This is a genomic window from Paractinoplanes lichenicola (genome assembly GCF_016785085.1).
Taxonomy (GTDB): domain Bacteria; phylum Actinomycetota; class Actinomycetes; order Mycobacteriales; family Micromonosporaceae; genus Actinoplanes; species Actinoplanes lichenicola.
Genome location: NZ_JAENHO010000024.1, coordinates 30,352 through 43,812, shown reverse-complemented (window position 1 = coordinate 43,812; position 13,461 = coordinate 30,352). Strand labels below are relative to the sequence as shown.

Here is a 13,461-nt window from a genome sequence, read left to right as displayed (position 1 = left end):
AGCCGGCATGACCGAGCCGACCGTCGACCGTGAGTCCGAGGCCGATGCCGACGACGCTACCCCTCATCCTGTGCCGCGCCGGCTCCGCCAGTTGCGCTGGCGGTACTGGCGTTCCGTGCTGTGGCGCAGTGCCGTCGGCTACATCGAGGACGACTGCTCTGATTTCGCCGCCGCGATGACGTATCAAACCTTTACGGCCCTGATTCCCTCGCTGGTCGTGATCGTCGCCCTGATCAACCTGGTCACCGACGGCTCCACGGTGCTGACGACGACCGTCGGCATCCTCAACGACCTGGGGGTCGGCGCGGTCGTCGACAACCAGGACCTGCTCCCGGTCGTGCAGGCGCTGCTGGTCCAGCAGGACTCGGCCAAGGTGCTGCTCGGCTTCGGCCTGCTGCTCGCGCTGTGGTCGTCGTCCGGCTACGTCTCGACGTTCTCCCGGGCGTCCAACCGGATCTACGGCGTACGGGAAGGTCGGAGCTGGTGGAAACTGCAGATCCTGGAGATCCTGCTGGCCGCCGTCGCGCTGGTGCTGCTGGCCGCGATCGGGGCCGGTCTGATCATCAGCGGCCCACTGGTCGACGCGGTCGGTGACGCGCTGGGGGCCGGCGAGACGACCCGGCAACTCTGGCACGCGGGCCGCTGGCCGGTGCTGGTGGCCGCGGCCACGCTCGTACTGTCGCTGCTGTTCTGGATCGCCCCGAACGTCAAGCAGCCCCGGTTCCGCTGGCTGACCGTGGGCGGGGCGGTGGCGCTGTTCCTGTGGGCGCTCGCGTCGTTCGGCTTCGGCCTTTACGTGGCCAACTTCGGCTCCTACAACCGCACGTACGGCAGCCTCGGCGCGATCATGGCGTTCCTGGTCTGGATCTATCTGTCGAACATCGCCGTGCTGCTCGGCGTGCAGGTCAACGCCGAGGTGCAGCGGGCCCGGCTGCGACAGGCCGGCGACACGAATCCCAAGACACCGCTGGCGCCTCGTTTAGCGCCCTCGGACCCGGGCACCCCCTAGTGCATGAGCACTGTAACTGAGTCCGTTGACGTTGACGTCCCGATCCGTACGGCCTACAACCAGTGGACCCAGTTCGAGGAGTTCCCGCGCTTCATGGAGGGCGTGCAGGAAATCCGGCAGCTGGATCCGACCCACACGCACTGGAAGACCGAGATCGCCGGGGTCAAGCGCGAGTTCGACGCCGAGATCACCGAGCAGCTTCCCGACGAGCGCGTGGCCTGGCGGTCGACCGAGGGTGAGAAGCAGGCCGGCGTGGTCACCTTCCACCGTCTCGACGACACCCACACCCGGGTCACCGTGCAGATGGACTTCGACCCGCAGGGCTTCGTGGAGAACGCCGGCGACAAGCTCGGCGTCGTCGACCGCCGGGTCAAGGGCGACATGAAGCGGTTCAAGGAGTTCATCGAGGGCCGCGGCGGCATCGAGAGCGGCGCCTGGCGCGGTCAGGTCGACCGTCCCGGCGCGTGATCTCACACTCGTCGCAGGGCGAGAATCCCGACCGTCGATCTCGTACGCAGCGAGTAGCGGTCCCGCGCCGTAGGCCACACGGCCGGCGCGAAGGTGGTGGCCGGCGGGATCTCCTCGTCGGCCGTCCACGGGGTCAGGGCCGAGCGTGCGCCCCGGGCCAGGTTGAGCCGCAACGGCACGCCGCGCGGAGCGGTGACGGCCAAGGTCCCCACCCCACCGGTGACGATCAAAGGCACCGTCCCGTACGGGTGGGGCAGCCGCACCTCGATCAGCCCGGAAGCACCCACCGTGAGCCGTGAGACGCGGCCCCGGGTGAGGTCGAGTCGCTGCTCGCCGGCGCCCGCGGGCAGCCGCAGATCCCAGCGCACATTTCGGTTGAGCACGATGCTCACCTCGTCCGGCCCGGTGCCGCCGGAGGGAAGCAGCGCCACCCGCACCTGACCGCCACGACTGGTGACGCGCGGGGTCAGTCCGGCATCGGCTTCCGTCGTGATCCGATAGAGCATTCCTGGGATGTTCGCGAGCACCACCCGTACGCGGGAAGCGGCTCTTGAAACAACCAGAACCGCGCCCGTACGCCCCTCGAGCGGCCCGGCCACGACATGCTGGGCCGGCGCGGGCGGTTCCGTGCCGCGAGCCTCACAGCCTGCGATCGCCAACACGCTGACCAGCAGAAAGGCGATGGTTGAGCGGTGGTGACGCAACGCAGGGGGCACTATCGGACAACGGAGAATCGTACGAACGGGTGACGGCGATCCGCCCGATGCGAGCCAGACTGTCCGAATGCGTTCTCCCGGTTTCCTCTCCGAGAATCAGCGCCGTCTCGCCTGGGTCGGCTTCCTGCTGGCCGCTTTCCAGGCCCCGATGGCCGCGAGCCTGATCGACGACGCGTCCTGGCTGTTCGCCGTGGTCGTGGCCATGGTCGTCGCCACCGTCATCCTCGCCGACGACGCGCAGCGCCGCCGTCCCGCGCAGGTCGAGGCGGAGTAACCCCGCTCCATTCCCGTCGCTTTTTTGGCCGCGCGCCCTGGCTTGCCGCTTTCTATCGGGCCTCGTGTCCCGGCTTGCCGTGGGTGCGTCGCCGCTCCTTCAGCGCCGCCTCGTGCAGGTGGCGCTTTCCTTCGGCCAGCTCGTCGCGGGCCGCCCGCTCGACGGTGCGGAACTCGCTCCAATAGCCGTCGTCGTACTCCTCGACGAGCTGGAACGTCCAATGCCCGGGCGTGACGTTGCGACCGATCAGATCCTGCTGGATCCGGTCGGCGATCTTGTCGTGGCCGGCCTCGCGGAACAGCGCCACCGCCTCGTCCAGCTCGAAATCGGCCTTGCCGGTGAGCTGGTGGAACGAGTAGAGGTGCCCGCGGGCCCGGTCCGTCGTCTCGAGCGCCGAGCTCAGCTTCCCCAGAGCCTCGACCGTGGTGTCGTCCATGCCGCCATGATTTCCCCGCCGCGGAAGCTTCAACCGAGCTGCACCGAACAGGCGAACCGTTGGCTACCCGACGCTCCTTAACGTTTCTCCACATGAATGGTTTGTTCTCCGGCGCTGCCGCCCGTGCTGCCCTCCGCTCCGCCCACGCCAGCCTCACCGAGCTGCACCAGACCGTCGGTGGCGGTCTGGAGGCGGCCGAGGCCAACCCCGGCCTGATGGCCATCGTCGACCAGCACTGCGCGGGCATCCGCGACAGCCTGTCGGCCGACCTCCGCCCGCTGACCGCCGTGCTGCTCGCCGCCTACGCCGAGGGCGTGCGCGACGCCGCCTTCACGCACGGCTGGCGCCCGCCGGCCGCCGACATCGACTGGACCGCCGGCGACTGGGTCCTGCGCCGCCTGCTGGCGGTGTGCGCCCTCGCTCGCACCCTGCCCCAGCCCTGACCGCACACGCCAAAGCGCCGTAAACCTTTCATCGAAGGGCCGGTGCCGGGATCCGCTCCCGGCACCGGCCCTCCTCATTTCCCGCAACTTCTCGCGACCGCGCCCGCCAGCTCTCCGCCCCGCCCCCGCCAGCTCTCCGCCCCGCCCCCGCCTGCTCCCCGCCCCGCCGCCATTGCGGCCGCCCCTTCAGGTCAGCCTGTCAAGATCGCCCGGCTTTCAAGATCGCGGAGCAGCCGCCGCCTCCCCCGCCCACCCAGGGAAATGCCGCAGACGTTATCGGTTGTCAAGCCGGAAATCGGGTTATCCACAGGCGCTCGTGTGCCAACCCGTCAGCGATCGGTGCGGCCCTCGTCCTCGCGGGGCAGCGGACGGGTCGTCGTCGTGTCCGCGGGCGAGATCACCTGGGTGCGCTCGGCGTCGTCCGTGCCGCTGCCGATCACGATCGTGTCGTTCGGACCGGGGTTCACGATCGTGCTGTCCCCCGCCTCCGTCGTGATCACAGTGGCCTCGGTCTCCTGCTTCTCGGCCTGACGCGGGATCACCTGTGTCTCGTCCGCCTCGGCTTCCCCGGACGGCTCAGGGCGGCTGTTGACTTTCGCGTGCTCCCGGATCGCCGCCGACTCGGTCGCGGCCCGCTCCAGCCACGTCTCCCAGCGGTGCTGCATCGGTCGGATCAGGCCGCCGCCGACCCCGACGATCACCACGCCGGCGATCGTGGCCAGCACCGCGATCAGCACCGGCTGGGTGACCGAGGTGGCGATCCGCACCTGGTCGAGCGCGGCGATCACGCCCAGCGCCACGATCACGACCGAGACGGACCGAGCGAGCAGACCCCCGTACGGGAGGGAGCTCAGCGCACCGCCGATCAGATCCTGCGCGGCCCGCGCGACGGCGGCGGCCACGACGATCAGCACGATCGCCACGAAGAGCCGCGGCAGCCAGGCGATCAAGCTGGTCAGCAGGTCACTGACCGGGTTGGGACCCCACAGCCCGAACGCCACCTGCAGCGCGAACAGCAGGATGCCGTAAAAGAGGAGCTTGCCGGTCAGTTCGCTCGCGCTCATCCGGGTGAAGAGCCGGGCCGCCGCCCCACGCTGGGCCGCGCGGTCGAGGCCGGCCTTGTGCAGCGCACGGGTCGCCGCGGTGCGCAGCAGCCGGGCGATCAGATAGCCGATCAGCAGGATCGCGGCGAAGGCGAGCGCGGTCGGGACGAACAACAGCACCGACCGCCACATGTCGCTGAGCCCGCGGCCCAGCCCGTCCCCGGTCATCGAGTGCTCCCTGCGTGAGGTCGTCCGGCGGGCTGCCGGCCCGTTGCGACCGTAGAACGCAACGACTCAGGGCGCCTCTTGACCATCGCTGAGCTCGTAAGTCACACCGGCGGGCGGCGGCGGGGGTTATCCACAATTCCCCGTTGTCCACGTTGAGATGCTGGGTTGGCCTCAGCGGGGTCTGACTCTTTGTCCACGTGGTGTCCGCGATAGAACTTGGTGGATCACCGGTGTCGGTCTGACCCTGTTTTCCCCGGGCGTCGTGTGACTGCCTTAACCCTGATCTGTCGACCGCCGCTGGGGCCACCACCGGGCAAGAACGGTGACTTAACAGGAGCTTGGCTAGAAGCCCCGTCAACGTGCTGTCCACCCTTGCCCGGTGGTGTGCCGACCCCGTTCACCACAGCAGAGGGCAGCACAGACCACCATGACAGAAACTTTGGTCGAGGTGATCGGCGGTGTCGACACCCACGCCGACACCCATACCGCCGCCGCTGTCGACACCACCGGCCGTCTCCTCGGTCACCAGCAGTTTCCCACCGATCCCGACGGCTACCGGCAGCTGTTGGACTGGCTGGCCAGTTTCGGCCGGGTCCGGCAGGTCGGGGTCGAGGGCACCGGCAGCTATGGCGTCGGCCTCTACCGGCACCTGCACGCCCAGGGCATCTCGGTGATCGAGGTCGACCGGCCCAGCCGCAAGACCCGCCGACGCCGCGGCAAAAGCGACTCCATCGACGCGGAGACCGCAGCCCGGGCCGTACTGGCCGGCACCGCCACCACTGTCCCGAAGACCCGGACCGGGATCGTCGAGACGCTCCGAGTCATCACGACCACCCGCGCCACTGCCGTCAAAGCCCGGACCGCGGCGAAAAACGCCCTGACCGCGATAGCCCGCACCGCCCCCGAACCCCTGCGCAGCCAGCTGACCGGCCTGGCCACCGACCGGCTGATCGCCGCGGCGGCCGACCTGAAACCAGGCTTCGACATGACCGAACCCTGCACCGCAACCGCTCTGGCACTACGCCGGCTGGCCCGCCGCTGCCACAACCTGGCCGCAGAAATCCGCGAGGCCGACCTCGACCTCGAGTTGATCCTGCGCGAACTCGCCCCGGACCTACTCGCCCGGCCCGGCGTCGGCCCCGCCACCGCCGCTCAACTGCTGATCACCGCCGGCGACAACCCGCAACGACTCCGCGCCGAAGCCGCGTTCGCGATGCTCTGCGGCGCCGCACCCCTACCCGCCAGTTCCGGCCGCACCGACCGGCACCGCCTCAACCGCGCCGGCGACCGGCAAGCCAACAAAGCCCTGCACACCATCGCGCTCAGCCGCAGCCGGCACCACCCAGAAACCCGCGCCTACATCGACCGCAGAACCAGCCAAGGCCTCAGCGACCGCGACATCAGACGCTGCCTCAAACGCTACATAGCCCGCGAACTATTCACCCACATACAAAACGCCCTGCACCGCCACACCCCCACCACACCTGCACCCCAGTTATCCACAACTTGACTTACAGGAGCATCAGGGCCACCGGTCAAGATTGGCCCGGCTCGATAGAATGGTTGGTGGCGGAGGCCCCCGGTGGAGGGCGGGCCATGTCCGGCGGTTCTAGTCGGCGGCAGGGCTCTCGCGAACGCGAACGCGGTCGGCCGCCTGCTCAGGGATGCCGGCTCGGTCGGGCCGCGACGGAATGTCGGGCGCGAGGTCGGGCCGCGACGAAACCTCAGGCGCAGGGTCGGGCCGCAACGAGACCCCGGGCCTGGACGGTGACAAAACCTCAGGTGGCAACGAGACCCCGGCCGCGGGCGGTGACAAGAACGAGTCCGCCACCACCGCGTAACCGACCCCACCCGCCAGGAAGACCGCGACCGCCCCCACGATCAGCGCGCCGGCCGGGCGACGACCACCCCGAGCCACCACAGGCGGCGGCACCGAGAGATCGATCAGCGATTCACCATCCGCGAGAACACGCTGCGCAGGGATCAATGAATGCCGCACGGCGACAGGGACGGCGGCACGGCGTTGATCGGTCACGATCAACACTGTAAGTGACGACCGAGCCAAATCACCAGCTCGTTCCGGCGAAATGCAACTACTTATAGTGAGATTGACGCACAACACCCGAGTGGGATCAGGGGGTCGTACCGTCAAGAATCGGACGGTTGGCCGGTGCGGTATCGTCCGAATGGCGGAGTCGGGATACTCTTTTCGCATGGTCGGGACGGGTGGCGGGGCAAGCCCCTCAGTGATGCCCGCCCTGCCCGCGCAGACCTCGTCGCCGCCCGTCCGGCCCGGTTGTGCCGACCTCGTGCACGGGCGCGACTGGAGCGCCACCGAGCTCGGCCCCCGCGATCACTGGGATCCGGCCGTCGCCGCCACCGTCGAGCTCGTCCTGTCCTCCCCCATGCCGATGGCGTACAGCCACGGCGACGGTTTCCTGCTGCTCTACAACGACGCGTACGCGGATCTGATCGGCGCCCTGCACCCGGCCGCCCTGGGCCAGCCCGCCGCCGAGGTCCTGGGTGAGCTGTGGCGCGGTTTCGGCGGCGCCGTCGAGGACGTCTATCGCAACGGCCGCCCGAAGCTCGAGGCCGAGACGCCGCTGACCGTCGCCCGCGGCCCGCACGGCCGCCCCGAGCAGGCCTTCTTCACCCGCGGGCACTCGGTCGTGCGCGACCTGCGCGGCAAGGTCACCGGCGTGCTGACCGTCGCCGCCGAGACCACGCAGGTGACCCGCCGCCTGCAGAATCTGGGCGAGCTGACCGCCAAGCTGGCCGGCGCGCTCACCATCGACGACGTGGCCCGGGTCGTGCTCGGCTACGCGATGACCTCGTTCGACCTCGACCACTGCACGTTCGCGGTCGACGACGGCGGCGCGTTCCGCTATGTCCGGCGGATCCGTGGCGAGATGCTCGACGAGGCCGACGAGCGGCTGCCCCCGGTGTGGAAGCGGCTGCCCAACGACCCGCGGGCGCCGATAGTGGCCGCGGCGCAGTCGGGTCAGCCCACTTTCGTGCCGGACGGGGAGCCGCTGCTGGCCGTGGCGTCCGACCGGCACGAGCGGCGGATCCGGGCCCTGGCCGCGCTGCCCCTGCGCACGCCGCTGCTGAGCGGGGCCCTGACGATCGGCTATCGCGAGGCGCACAACTGGCTCCCGGCCGAGCGGGCGCTGCTCAACGCGGCGGCCCAGCTGGTCGCGCAGGCCGCCGAACGGGCCCGCCGGTTCGAGGCCCAGCACGGCACGGCCCAGCTTCTGCAGCGCAGCATGCTGCCCGAACACCTGCCCGAGCTTGAAACGTTCCGGATCGCCGCCCGCTACGACGTGGGGGTCGACGGCAACGCGGCCGGCGGCGACTTCTACGACGCGTTCCGGCTGCTCGACGGCCGGCTGGCGATGGTGCTGGGCGACGTGGCCGGGCACGACGTGCGCGCGGCCGCGGTGATGGGTCAGGTGCGGGCCGCGCTGCGGGCGATGGCGCTGACCGATCCGGCGCCGCCGAGCGTGCTGGCCGGGCTCGACCGGCTGGTCGGCTCGCTGGGCGCCGAGTCGCGCAACGAGGAGATCTTCGTGACCGTCGTCTACGGGGTGCTCGACCCGGCCGACGGCACGATCACGATGTCCAGCGCCGGGCACCCGCCGCCGGTGCTGCGCCGGGCCGGTCAGGGCGGCGGGCGGCCCACGGCCGAACTGGTCAAGGTGCCGCCGGGCGCGCCGCTGGGCCTGGGCGGGCGCTGGCAGACCGGTCAGGTGCGGCTGGAGCCGGGCGACTCGATCCTGATGTTCAGCGACGGCGTGGTCGAGCGGCGCGGCAGCCCGCTCAACGACGGGCTGGACGCGCTGGTGGCGGCGACCGCGGGGGCGGCGAGCGGCGACCCGCGCAACCTGTGCTCGCTGGCCACCTCCGCCGTCGCCGGTTCGACCGACGACGACGTGGCCGTGCTCGCGGTCGAGCACGCGGTGGCGATGAGCCGGTCGGCCACGATGCTCGTGCCGGCCGAGCCGACGGGCCCGAGCCGCGTCCGGCAGTGGATGACGATGCGGCTGCGCGAGTGGTCGGTGCCCGAGCCGGTCGTCGGGGCGGCGATCCTCTGCACGAGCGAGCTGACCACCAACGCGCTGCTGCACGCGGGCACCCCGGCGCAGGTCCACATCGACCTCAACGCCGAGCGGCTGCTGGTCTCGGTGGCCGACACGGGCACCCGCGGCAGCGTCATCCGGGCGCACGCCGACACGATGAGCAGCCGCGGCCGCGGGCTCGGACTGATCGAGGAATTGAGCGATTCGTGGGGCACCGATCCGACGGTTCGGGGCACCACTGTGTGGTTCGAAATGCTCATTCCGCGTGCACTAACCGATTGATCGGAGCAGATGCACGTGCATCCGTTTCTTGCAAAATCGGCAAGATTCCGGGGTGTTAACGCAGATGTGACAGTGAACTTACCGGCAGTCACTTTAGGTAGCGAAAAGATGCTCTAAAGCGGACATTGAACCCCGAGGTAGTGACGGCGCGTATAGATTGCCGTAGAGTCTTACGTATTCGGGGACGTCCACGTTGGAGTGGTATATGCGGATTAGAGGCTTTGCGCCATCGACCCCCTGCTGGGTCGAGCTGACGACTTCCGATCCGGACGACGCGGCGGGTTTCTACGCCGGGCTCTTCGGTTGGGAGGTCGAAGGTGATCGATTCCTGCGGAACGGGCAAGCGGTGGCCGGCATCAGCCGCACCCGCCCCGATCGGCCCGAGGGCTGGCTGACCTATCTGGCCGCGCCCGACCTCGCGGCGACGGCCGAGCGGATCACCCGGGCGTACGGGCGGCAGCTGACCTGGCCCGAGGAGCGCCGGGGCGCCTGCAGCGCGATCATGGCCGACCCGTCGGGCGCGATGTTCGGGCTGTGGCAGGCCGCCGGGTTCGCCGGGGCCCAGGTGCGCGGCGAGCCGGGCACGATGGAGTGGGCCGACCTGCTCACCGACGACGTGAACGCGGCGACCTCGTTCTACGGCGCGGCGTTCGGCTGGACCCTGAGCCACGAGTTCGGCAGCGGCGAGTGGCTGTCCGAGGCGCACGACTCGGTGGCCGGCCTGATCACCGGCCGCTACGACGTCCGCTGGCAGCCGTCGTTCCAGGTGGCCGACACGACCGAGACGATCGACCGCTGCGCCGGGCTGGGCGGCCGGGTGATGGCCGGGCCGGTCGAGATGGGCCTGGGCAGCTACGTCGAAATGATCGACCCGCTGGGCGCCCCGTTCGCGGTCACCGCGCCGGTGCATCGCCCGGTCGAGTTGAATGTGGCTTACAACGACATCATCGGCATGGAGTTGACGTACGGCGGGTAAGGGAACAGGCGTTCGAACGAGAGGAACGTCTGATGACCGACACGAACCCCGTCAAGGACCCTTCCGACTGGACCACCGGCGACGAGCCGGCCACCGGCCCCCAGGAGTCCTATCTGCATACGCTGGCCAACGAGGCGCAGGAGGATGTTCCGGACGGCCTGACCAAGGCCGAGGCGTCCGAAAAGATCGAAGAGCTGCAGGAAAAGACCGGCCGCGGCCGGTAACGAGAAGGCCGGCCCTCGCGGGCCGGCTTTTTTGTGCCCTCAGCGTCAACCAAGGTTGACACGGCGGCTAAGTCAACCTAAGTTGACAGCATGACCGAAGCAACCGACCTCGCCGCGGCGGCGAGCAGCGCCGATCCGCGGGTCGGCCTGCGCGCGGTCGTGGCCTTGCGCCGCCTGCTCGAGGGTCTCGAGCATCTGCAGGTGGCCAACGCCCGCCGCAAGGGCTGGTCCTGGCAGGAGATCGCCGACGCACTCGAGGTGACCCGTCAGGGCGTACACAAGAAGCACGCGCGCACGATGCCGGCGCAGGACCCACGGGAGGACTGACATGTTCGAGCGATTCACCGCAGACGCGCGTTCCGTTGTGGTCAACGCGCAGAGCGAGGCCCGCTCGCTGCATCACGAGCACATCGGCACCGAACATGTGCTGCTGTCGCTGCTGGCCGATCCCGAGGGGCCGGTCGCCCGTTCGACCGGGCTCGACGCCGCCACCGTGCGGGCCGACATCCTGGAGCGGATCGGCGGCCACACGCAGGACGGCCCGGTGCTGAGCGACGCCGACGCGGAGGACGCGGCCGCGCTCAAGGCCATCGGGATCGACCTGGCCGCCGTACGGGAAGCCATCGAAGCCAACTTCGGGGCCGGGGCGCTGCGGCTGCCCCGCCCGGCGCCGAAGAAGAAGGGGCTGTTCGGCAAGGTCTACGCCGGCAGCGGGCACATCCCCTTCACCAACCGCAACAAGAAGGTGCTCGAGTTGTCGCTGCGCGAGGCGATCCGGCTCAAGCAGAAGTTCATCGCGCCCGAGCACATCATGCTGGGCCTGCTGCGCGAGGGCCACGGCCTGGCCGCCCTGATCATGGCCGAACGCGGCGTGGACCTCGACCGCGTACGAGATGACATGGAGCGCTCGGTCAACGCCGCAGCCGCCTAAGGCTGGAAATAGACCCGCAGCTGGTGGCCGTCGGCGGTGTGATGCCAGCCGACGTCCCCCAGGGTCGTGATGTCCGGCCGCTTCTCGAGCCAGGCGGCCGCCATCGCGAACGCGTCGGCCGGCGTCTCCCCGATGAAGACGACCCGGCGCTCCCACTCCTCGAAGACGGTCTGCCGCGCGCGGGGCCCCGACACGATCGCGGTCGGCCCGATGCGCCGGCCGTTGCGCACACCGCGCACGTACCAGTCGTTGAGCTCCTCGTCGTGCTCGACCGACCAGCCGTCGATCCGCCCCAGATCGTTGACGATCGCGTTGCGCGCGCAGTCGAGCGCAGCGTCCAACGCGGCGAACTCGATCAATTCGCCGCCGTATTCCACCCGGTACGCCATCCGCTGCCCCCACAGGCCCGGCCGAACCCAGGGCCCGATGATAGGCGATGTTGCGAGAAAGTTTCGTGAGCCGGGCCACTTGGTGTTTCAGATTTGAAAGAGTTACGATTCCCGGATGGCCGACCCCCTGAGCGACAGCCAGCAAACCGCCTGGCGCACCTTCATCGAGAGCTCGTGGGCCCTGCACACACACCTCGAGGACGAGCTTCGCGCGCAGACCGGCCTCAGCATGAATGATTACCACGTGCTGGTGGTGCTCTCCGAGGCGCCCGAGCATCGGCTGCGCATGGGCGAGCTGGCCGGCCGGCTGGTCTTCTCCCCCAGCCGCATCACCTATCAGATCAGCTCGATGGTCAAGCGCGGCCTGGTGCGCAAGCAGCCCTGCCCCGAGGACGGCCGCGGTCAGGAGGCCGTGCTCACCGACGAGGGCATGACGGCGCTCGAGACGGCCGCCCCGCTGCACCTGATCACTGTTCGCGACAGCTTCATCGACCGGCTCGACCCGGCCGAGCTCGACGTGATCACACGGGTGTTCGCGAAGGTGCGACAGGCTTAGCGCCACCGCGCGGCCGCAGCCCCGAGAGCTGCACGAAGACCGAGCGCCGCTGGACCGCCGCGCCCGCGCCGTCCAGCTCGTAGCCGTCGAGCCAGACCCATCCCTCGTACGTGGGACGATCGTGGACGCGAATCACCCGGAAGAGCACCGGGGCCGCGAACTGCACGCTCGCCGCCTGAGTCAGGCTCACTACTTCACCCGCGCGAGGCATCATCCCCGGCTCCAAGATCACTAATTGTAGGCAGACATGCACTGAGGGGCATGCTACAAGTACAACTTGCACTTTTGATAGCCGTCTTAGTGCCACCCTGACCCGGTCGACGAGAGGGAGCCGAGCCGATGCCCACGCGCAAGACCCCCACGGTGCGGCGGCGTCGCCTGGCCGCGGACCTGCTCGCGCTCCGCACCGGCGCCGGCCTCACCCGCGATCAGGTCAACGAGCGCACCGGCATCTCCGAGGGCGCGCTGTTCAAGCTGGAGAAGGGCCAGACCCGCCCGCAGCGCCGCACCCTGCGCACCCTGCTCGACCTGTACGGCGTGACGGACCAGGTCAGGCGGGCCGAGATGGAGGCCGTGCTCAAGCAGTCCGACGAGATCGGCTGGCTCCAGCGCTTCGAGGGTCAGCTCGACGACAGCTACGCGGCCTTGATCAGTTTCGAGGCCGAAGCGGAGCGGGAATCGGTCTTCGAGCTCGCCTTCGTCCCCGGCCTGCTCCAGACCCCCGAGTACGCCCGCACGATCATCGGCGCCCTGATGCCCGAGGCCGAACCCGAGGCGATCGAGGAACGCGTCGAGGTGCGGATGCGGCGCCAGGATTCGAAAACACTCGTTTGGGGGATCCTCGATGAGGGTGTCATCAGGCGTAACGTCGGCGGTAGCGCGGTGATGCGGGATCAGCTCCGGCATCTTTCGAGCGCCGCCGGCCGGCCCGGCGTCACCCTGCAGATCGTCCCGCACTCCTCCGGCGCCCACCTCGGGATGCCCGGCAGCTTCCTCATCCTGGAGTTCACCGACCCCGACCCGGCGATCGTCTATACGGAGAACGCAGGCGGCGGCCTGTTCCTCGAGCAGGACGCCGAGGTCGCCCGCTATCGCAACAGCTTCCAACGACTCGCGGCCCAGGCGTTGAGCCCGGCCGACACCCTCAGCTTGATGAAGGATGCGGCGAATGCCGCCTAGAGAGGAGCGCCAAGTGACCGATCTGACCCGCGCACGCTGGCACAAGTCCACGCGCAGCGGCGCCAACGGCAACTGCGTCGAGGTGGCCGAGAACCTCGACGGCATCGTCGCGCTCCGAGACACGAAGGACCGCGACGGCGGCACGCTGATCTTCACCCACGCCGAGTGGCAGGCGTTCATCGGCGGCGTCAAGGACGGCGAGTTCGACCTCTGACCCCGTACGGCCTG

The 13,461-nt window shown here is 69.5% G+C and carries 18 protein-coding genes and 2 pseudogenes; 14 read left to right on the top strand and 6 right to left on the bottom strand.

Annotated features, from left to right (window positions below; all coding sequences use genetic code 11):
- The first annotated feature begins 7 nt into the window (after positions 1-7).
- On the top strand, positions 8-1,009 hold the full coding sequence (locus tag JKJ07_RS47485; protein WP_203078496.1) for a YihY/virulence factor BrkB family protein: 1,002 nt from the start codon (positions 8-10) through the stop codon (positions 1,007-1,009).
- 3 nt (positions 1,010-1,012) lie between these two features.
- Entirely contained in the window at positions 1,013-1,477 is a 465-nt protein-coding gene (locus JKJ07_RS47480; protein ID WP_203078495.1) for an SRPBCC family protein, read from the top strand.
- Positions 1,478-1,479: 2 nt separating this feature from the next.
- Here JKJ07_RS47480 and JKJ07_RS47475 read toward each other — a convergent pair whose 3' ends face one another.
- Positions 1,480-2,139, bottom strand: a complete 660-nt coding sequence (locus JKJ07_RS47475; protein ID WP_307834822.1) for a toast rack family protein — start codon at positions 2,137-2,139, stop codon at positions 1,480-1,482.
- A 121-nt stretch (positions 2,140-2,260) separates the two neighbouring features.
- Between JKJ07_RS47475 and JKJ07_RS47470 the strand changes: the two genes are divergently transcribed.
- Positions 2,261-2,467 (top strand): hypothetical protein, encoded by a 207-nt coding sequence (locus tag JKJ07_RS47470; protein WP_203078494.1) that lies wholly within the window; start codon positions 2,261-2,263, stop codon positions 2,465-2,467.
- Positions 2,468-2,519: 52 nt separating this feature from the next.
- Here JKJ07_RS47470 and JKJ07_RS47465 read toward each other — a convergent pair whose 3' ends face one another.
- Complete coding sequence (locus JKJ07_RS47465) at positions 2,520-2,903, bottom strand: hypothetical protein (protein ID WP_236031456.1); 384 nt, start codon at positions 2,901-2,903, stop codon at positions 2,520-2,522.
- A gap of 92 nt (positions 2,904-2,995) precedes the next feature.
- Between JKJ07_RS47465 and JKJ07_RS47460 the strand changes: the two genes are divergently transcribed.
- Positions 2,996-3,346 carry a DUF6401 family natural product biosynthesis protein gene (locus tag JKJ07_RS47460; RefSeq protein ID WP_203078493.1) on the top strand — a complete coding sequence of 117 codons (351 nt, stop codon included), beginning with the start codon at positions 2,996-2,998 and terminating at the stop codon, positions 3,344-3,346.
- 329 nt (positions 3,347-3,675) lie between these two features.
- Here the strand turns inward: JKJ07_RS47460 and JKJ07_RS47455 are convergent, their stop codons facing one another.
- The gene (locus tag JKJ07_RS47455) at positions 3,676-4,617 is read right to left on the bottom strand and encodes a mechanosensitive ion channel family protein (RefSeq protein ID WP_203078492.1); all 942 of its coding nucleotides are present in this window, start codon (positions 4,615-4,617) and stop codon (positions 3,676-3,678) included.
- Between the two features lie 427 nt (positions 4,618-5,044).
- On the opposite strand from JKJ07_RS47455, the gene JKJ07_RS47450 reads away from it, so the two are divergent.
- Complete coding sequence (locus tag JKJ07_RS47450; protein ID WP_203078491.1) at positions 5,045-6,127, top strand: IS110 family RNA-guided transposase; 1,083 nt, start codon at positions 5,045-5,047, stop codon at positions 6,125-6,127.
- 99 nt (positions 6,128-6,226) lie between these two features.
- On the opposite strand, the gene JKJ07_RS47445 is transcribed toward JKJ07_RS47450, so the two are convergent.
- Positions 6,227-6,661: a hypothetical protein gene (locus JKJ07_RS47445; RefSeq protein ID WP_203078490.1), complete on the bottom strand. Its 435-nt coding sequence runs from the start codon at positions 6,659-6,661 to the stop codon at positions 6,227-6,229.
- A gap of 169 nt (positions 6,662-6,830) precedes the next feature.
- Here JKJ07_RS47445 and JKJ07_RS47440 point away from each other — a divergent pair, with 169 nt between their 5' ends.
- The 6 genes and pseudogenes from JKJ07_RS47440 to JKJ07_RS52510 all read left to right on the top strand — a co-directional run.
- The gene (locus tag JKJ07_RS47440) at positions 6,831-8,978 is read left to right on the top strand and encodes a SpoIIE family protein phosphatase (RefSeq protein WP_203078489.1); all 2,148 of its coding nucleotides are present in this window, start codon (positions 6,831-6,833) and stop codon (positions 8,976-8,978) included.
- Between the two features lie 205 nt (positions 8,979-9,183).
- The gene (locus JKJ07_RS47435; protein ID WP_203078488.1) at positions 9,184-9,954 is read left to right on the top strand and encodes a VOC family protein; all 771 of its coding nucleotides are present in this window, start codon (positions 9,184-9,186) and stop codon (positions 9,952-9,954) included.
- 32 nt (positions 9,955-9,986) lie between these two features.
- Entirely contained in the window at positions 9,987-10,178 is a 192-nt protein-coding gene (locus tag JKJ07_RS47430) for a DUF3072 domain-containing protein (protein ID WP_203078487.1), read from the top strand.
- A 90-nt stretch (positions 10,179-10,268) separates the two neighbouring features.
- Positions 10,269-10,505 (top strand): helix-turn-helix domain-containing protein, encoded by a 237-nt coding sequence (locus JKJ07_RS47425; protein WP_203078486.1) that lies wholly within the window; start codon positions 10,269-10,271, stop codon positions 10,503-10,505.
- Between the two features lies 1 nt (position 10,506).
- Positions 10,507-10,647, top strand: a pseudogene (locus JKJ07_RS50875) (Clp protease N-terminal domain-containing protein); the annotation flags it as partial.
- Positions 10,648-10,881: 234 nt separating this feature from the next.
- A pseudogene (locus tag JKJ07_RS52510) lies at positions 10,882-11,109 on the top strand (Clp protease N-terminal domain-containing protein); the annotation flags it as partial.
- Here JKJ07_RS52510 and JKJ07_RS47415 read toward each other — a convergent pair.
- On the bottom strand, positions 11,106-11,498 hold the full coding sequence (locus JKJ07_RS47415; RefSeq protein WP_203078484.1) for a hypothetical protein: 393 nt from the start codon (positions 11,496-11,498) through the stop codon (positions 11,106-11,108). The pseudogene JKJ07_RS52510 and the gene JKJ07_RS47415 overlap by 4 nt on opposite strands.
- Before the next feature lie 115 nt (positions 11,499-11,613).
- Between JKJ07_RS47415 and JKJ07_RS47410 the strand changes: the two genes are divergently transcribed.
- On the top strand, positions 11,614-12,054 hold the full coding sequence (locus tag JKJ07_RS47410) for a MarR family winged helix-turn-helix transcriptional regulator (RefSeq protein ID WP_203078483.1): 441 nt from the start codon (positions 11,614-11,616) through the stop codon (positions 12,052-12,054).
- Here the strand turns inward: JKJ07_RS47410 and JKJ07_RS47405 are convergent.
- Positions 12,020-12,244: a hypothetical protein gene (locus JKJ07_RS47405; protein ID WP_438871522.1), complete on the bottom strand. Its 225-nt coding sequence runs from the start codon at positions 12,242-12,244 to the stop codon at positions 12,020-12,022. The two genes, JKJ07_RS47410 and JKJ07_RS47405, sit on opposite strands and share 35 nt — an antisense overlap.
- Positions 12,245-12,393: 149 nt before the next feature.
- Between JKJ07_RS47405 and JKJ07_RS47400 the strand changes: the two genes are divergently transcribed.
- Together JKJ07_RS47400 and JKJ07_RS47395 are read left to right on the top strand one after the other, a co-directional pair.
- Positions 12,394-13,233 carry a helix-turn-helix domain-containing protein gene (locus JKJ07_RS47400; protein WP_203078481.1) on the top strand — a complete coding sequence of 280 codons (840 nt, stop codon included), beginning with the start codon at positions 12,394-12,396 and terminating at the stop codon, positions 13,231-13,233.
- A gap of 13 nt (positions 13,234-13,246) precedes the next feature.
- Positions 13,247-13,447: a DUF397 domain-containing protein gene (locus tag JKJ07_RS47395; RefSeq protein ID WP_307834821.1), complete on the top strand. Its 201-nt coding sequence runs from the start codon at positions 13,247-13,249 to the stop codon at positions 13,445-13,447.
- The last annotated feature ends 14 nt before the right edge of the window (positions 13,448-13,461 follow it).

What these genes read in the sequence shown, in the direction of transcription:
- JKJ07_RS47485 (WP_203078496.1), top strand. Translation starts at nt 8, where the DNA reads ATGACCGAGCCGACCGTCGACCGTGAGTCCGAGGCCGATGCCGACGAC.
- JKJ07_RS47480 (WP_203078495.1), top strand. Translation starts at nt 1,013, where the DNA reads ATGAGCACTGTAACTGAGTCCGTTGACGTTGACGTCCCGATCCGTACG.
- JKJ07_RS47470 (WP_203078494.1), top strand. Translation starts at nt 2,261, where the DNA reads ATGCGTTCTCCCGGTTTCCTCTCCGAGAATCAGCGCCGTCTCGCCTGG.
- JKJ07_RS47465 (WP_236031456.1), bottom strand. Translation starts at nt 2,903, where the DNA reads ATGGACGACACCACGGTCGAGGCTCTGGGGAAGCTGAGCTCGGCGCTC.
- JKJ07_RS47460 (WP_203078493.1), top strand. Translation starts at nt 2,996, where the DNA reads ATGAATGGTTTGTTCTCCGGCGCTGCCGCCCGTGCTGCCCTCCGCTCC.
- JKJ07_RS47455 (WP_203078492.1), bottom strand. Translation starts at nt 4,617, where the DNA reads ATGACCGGGGACGGGCTGGGCCGCGGGCTCAGCGACATGTGGCGGTCG.
- JKJ07_RS47450 (WP_203078491.1), top strand. Translation starts at nt 5,045, where the DNA reads ATGACAGAAACTTTGGTCGAGGTGATCGGCGGTGTCGACACCCACGCC.
- JKJ07_RS47440 (WP_203078489.1), top strand. Translation starts at nt 6,831, where the DNA reads ATGGTCGGGACGGGTGGCGGGGCAAGCCCCTCAGTGATGCCCGCCCTG.
- JKJ07_RS47435 (WP_203078488.1), top strand. Translation starts at nt 9,184, where the DNA reads ATGCGGATTAGAGGCTTTGCGCCATCGACCCCCTGCTGGGTCGAGCTG.
- JKJ07_RS47430 (WP_203078487.1), top strand. Translation starts at nt 9,987, where the DNA reads ATGACCGACACGAACCCCGTCAAGGACCCTTCCGACTGGACCACCGGC.
- JKJ07_RS47425 (WP_203078486.1), top strand. Translation starts at nt 10,269, where the DNA reads ATGACCGAAGCAACCGACCTCGCCGCGGCGGCGAGCAGCGCCGATCCG.
- JKJ07_RS47415 (WP_203078484.1), bottom strand. Translation starts at nt 11,498, where the DNA reads ATGGCGTACCGGGTGGAATACGGCGGCGAATTGATCGAGTTCGCCGCG.
- JKJ07_RS47410 (WP_203078483.1), top strand. Translation starts at nt 11,614, where the DNA reads ATGGCCGACCCCCTGAGCGACAGCCAGCAAACCGCCTGGCGCACCTTC.
- JKJ07_RS47400 (WP_203078481.1), top strand. Translation starts at nt 12,394, where the DNA reads ATGCCCACGCGCAAGACCCCCACGGTGCGGCGGCGTCGCCTGGCCGCG.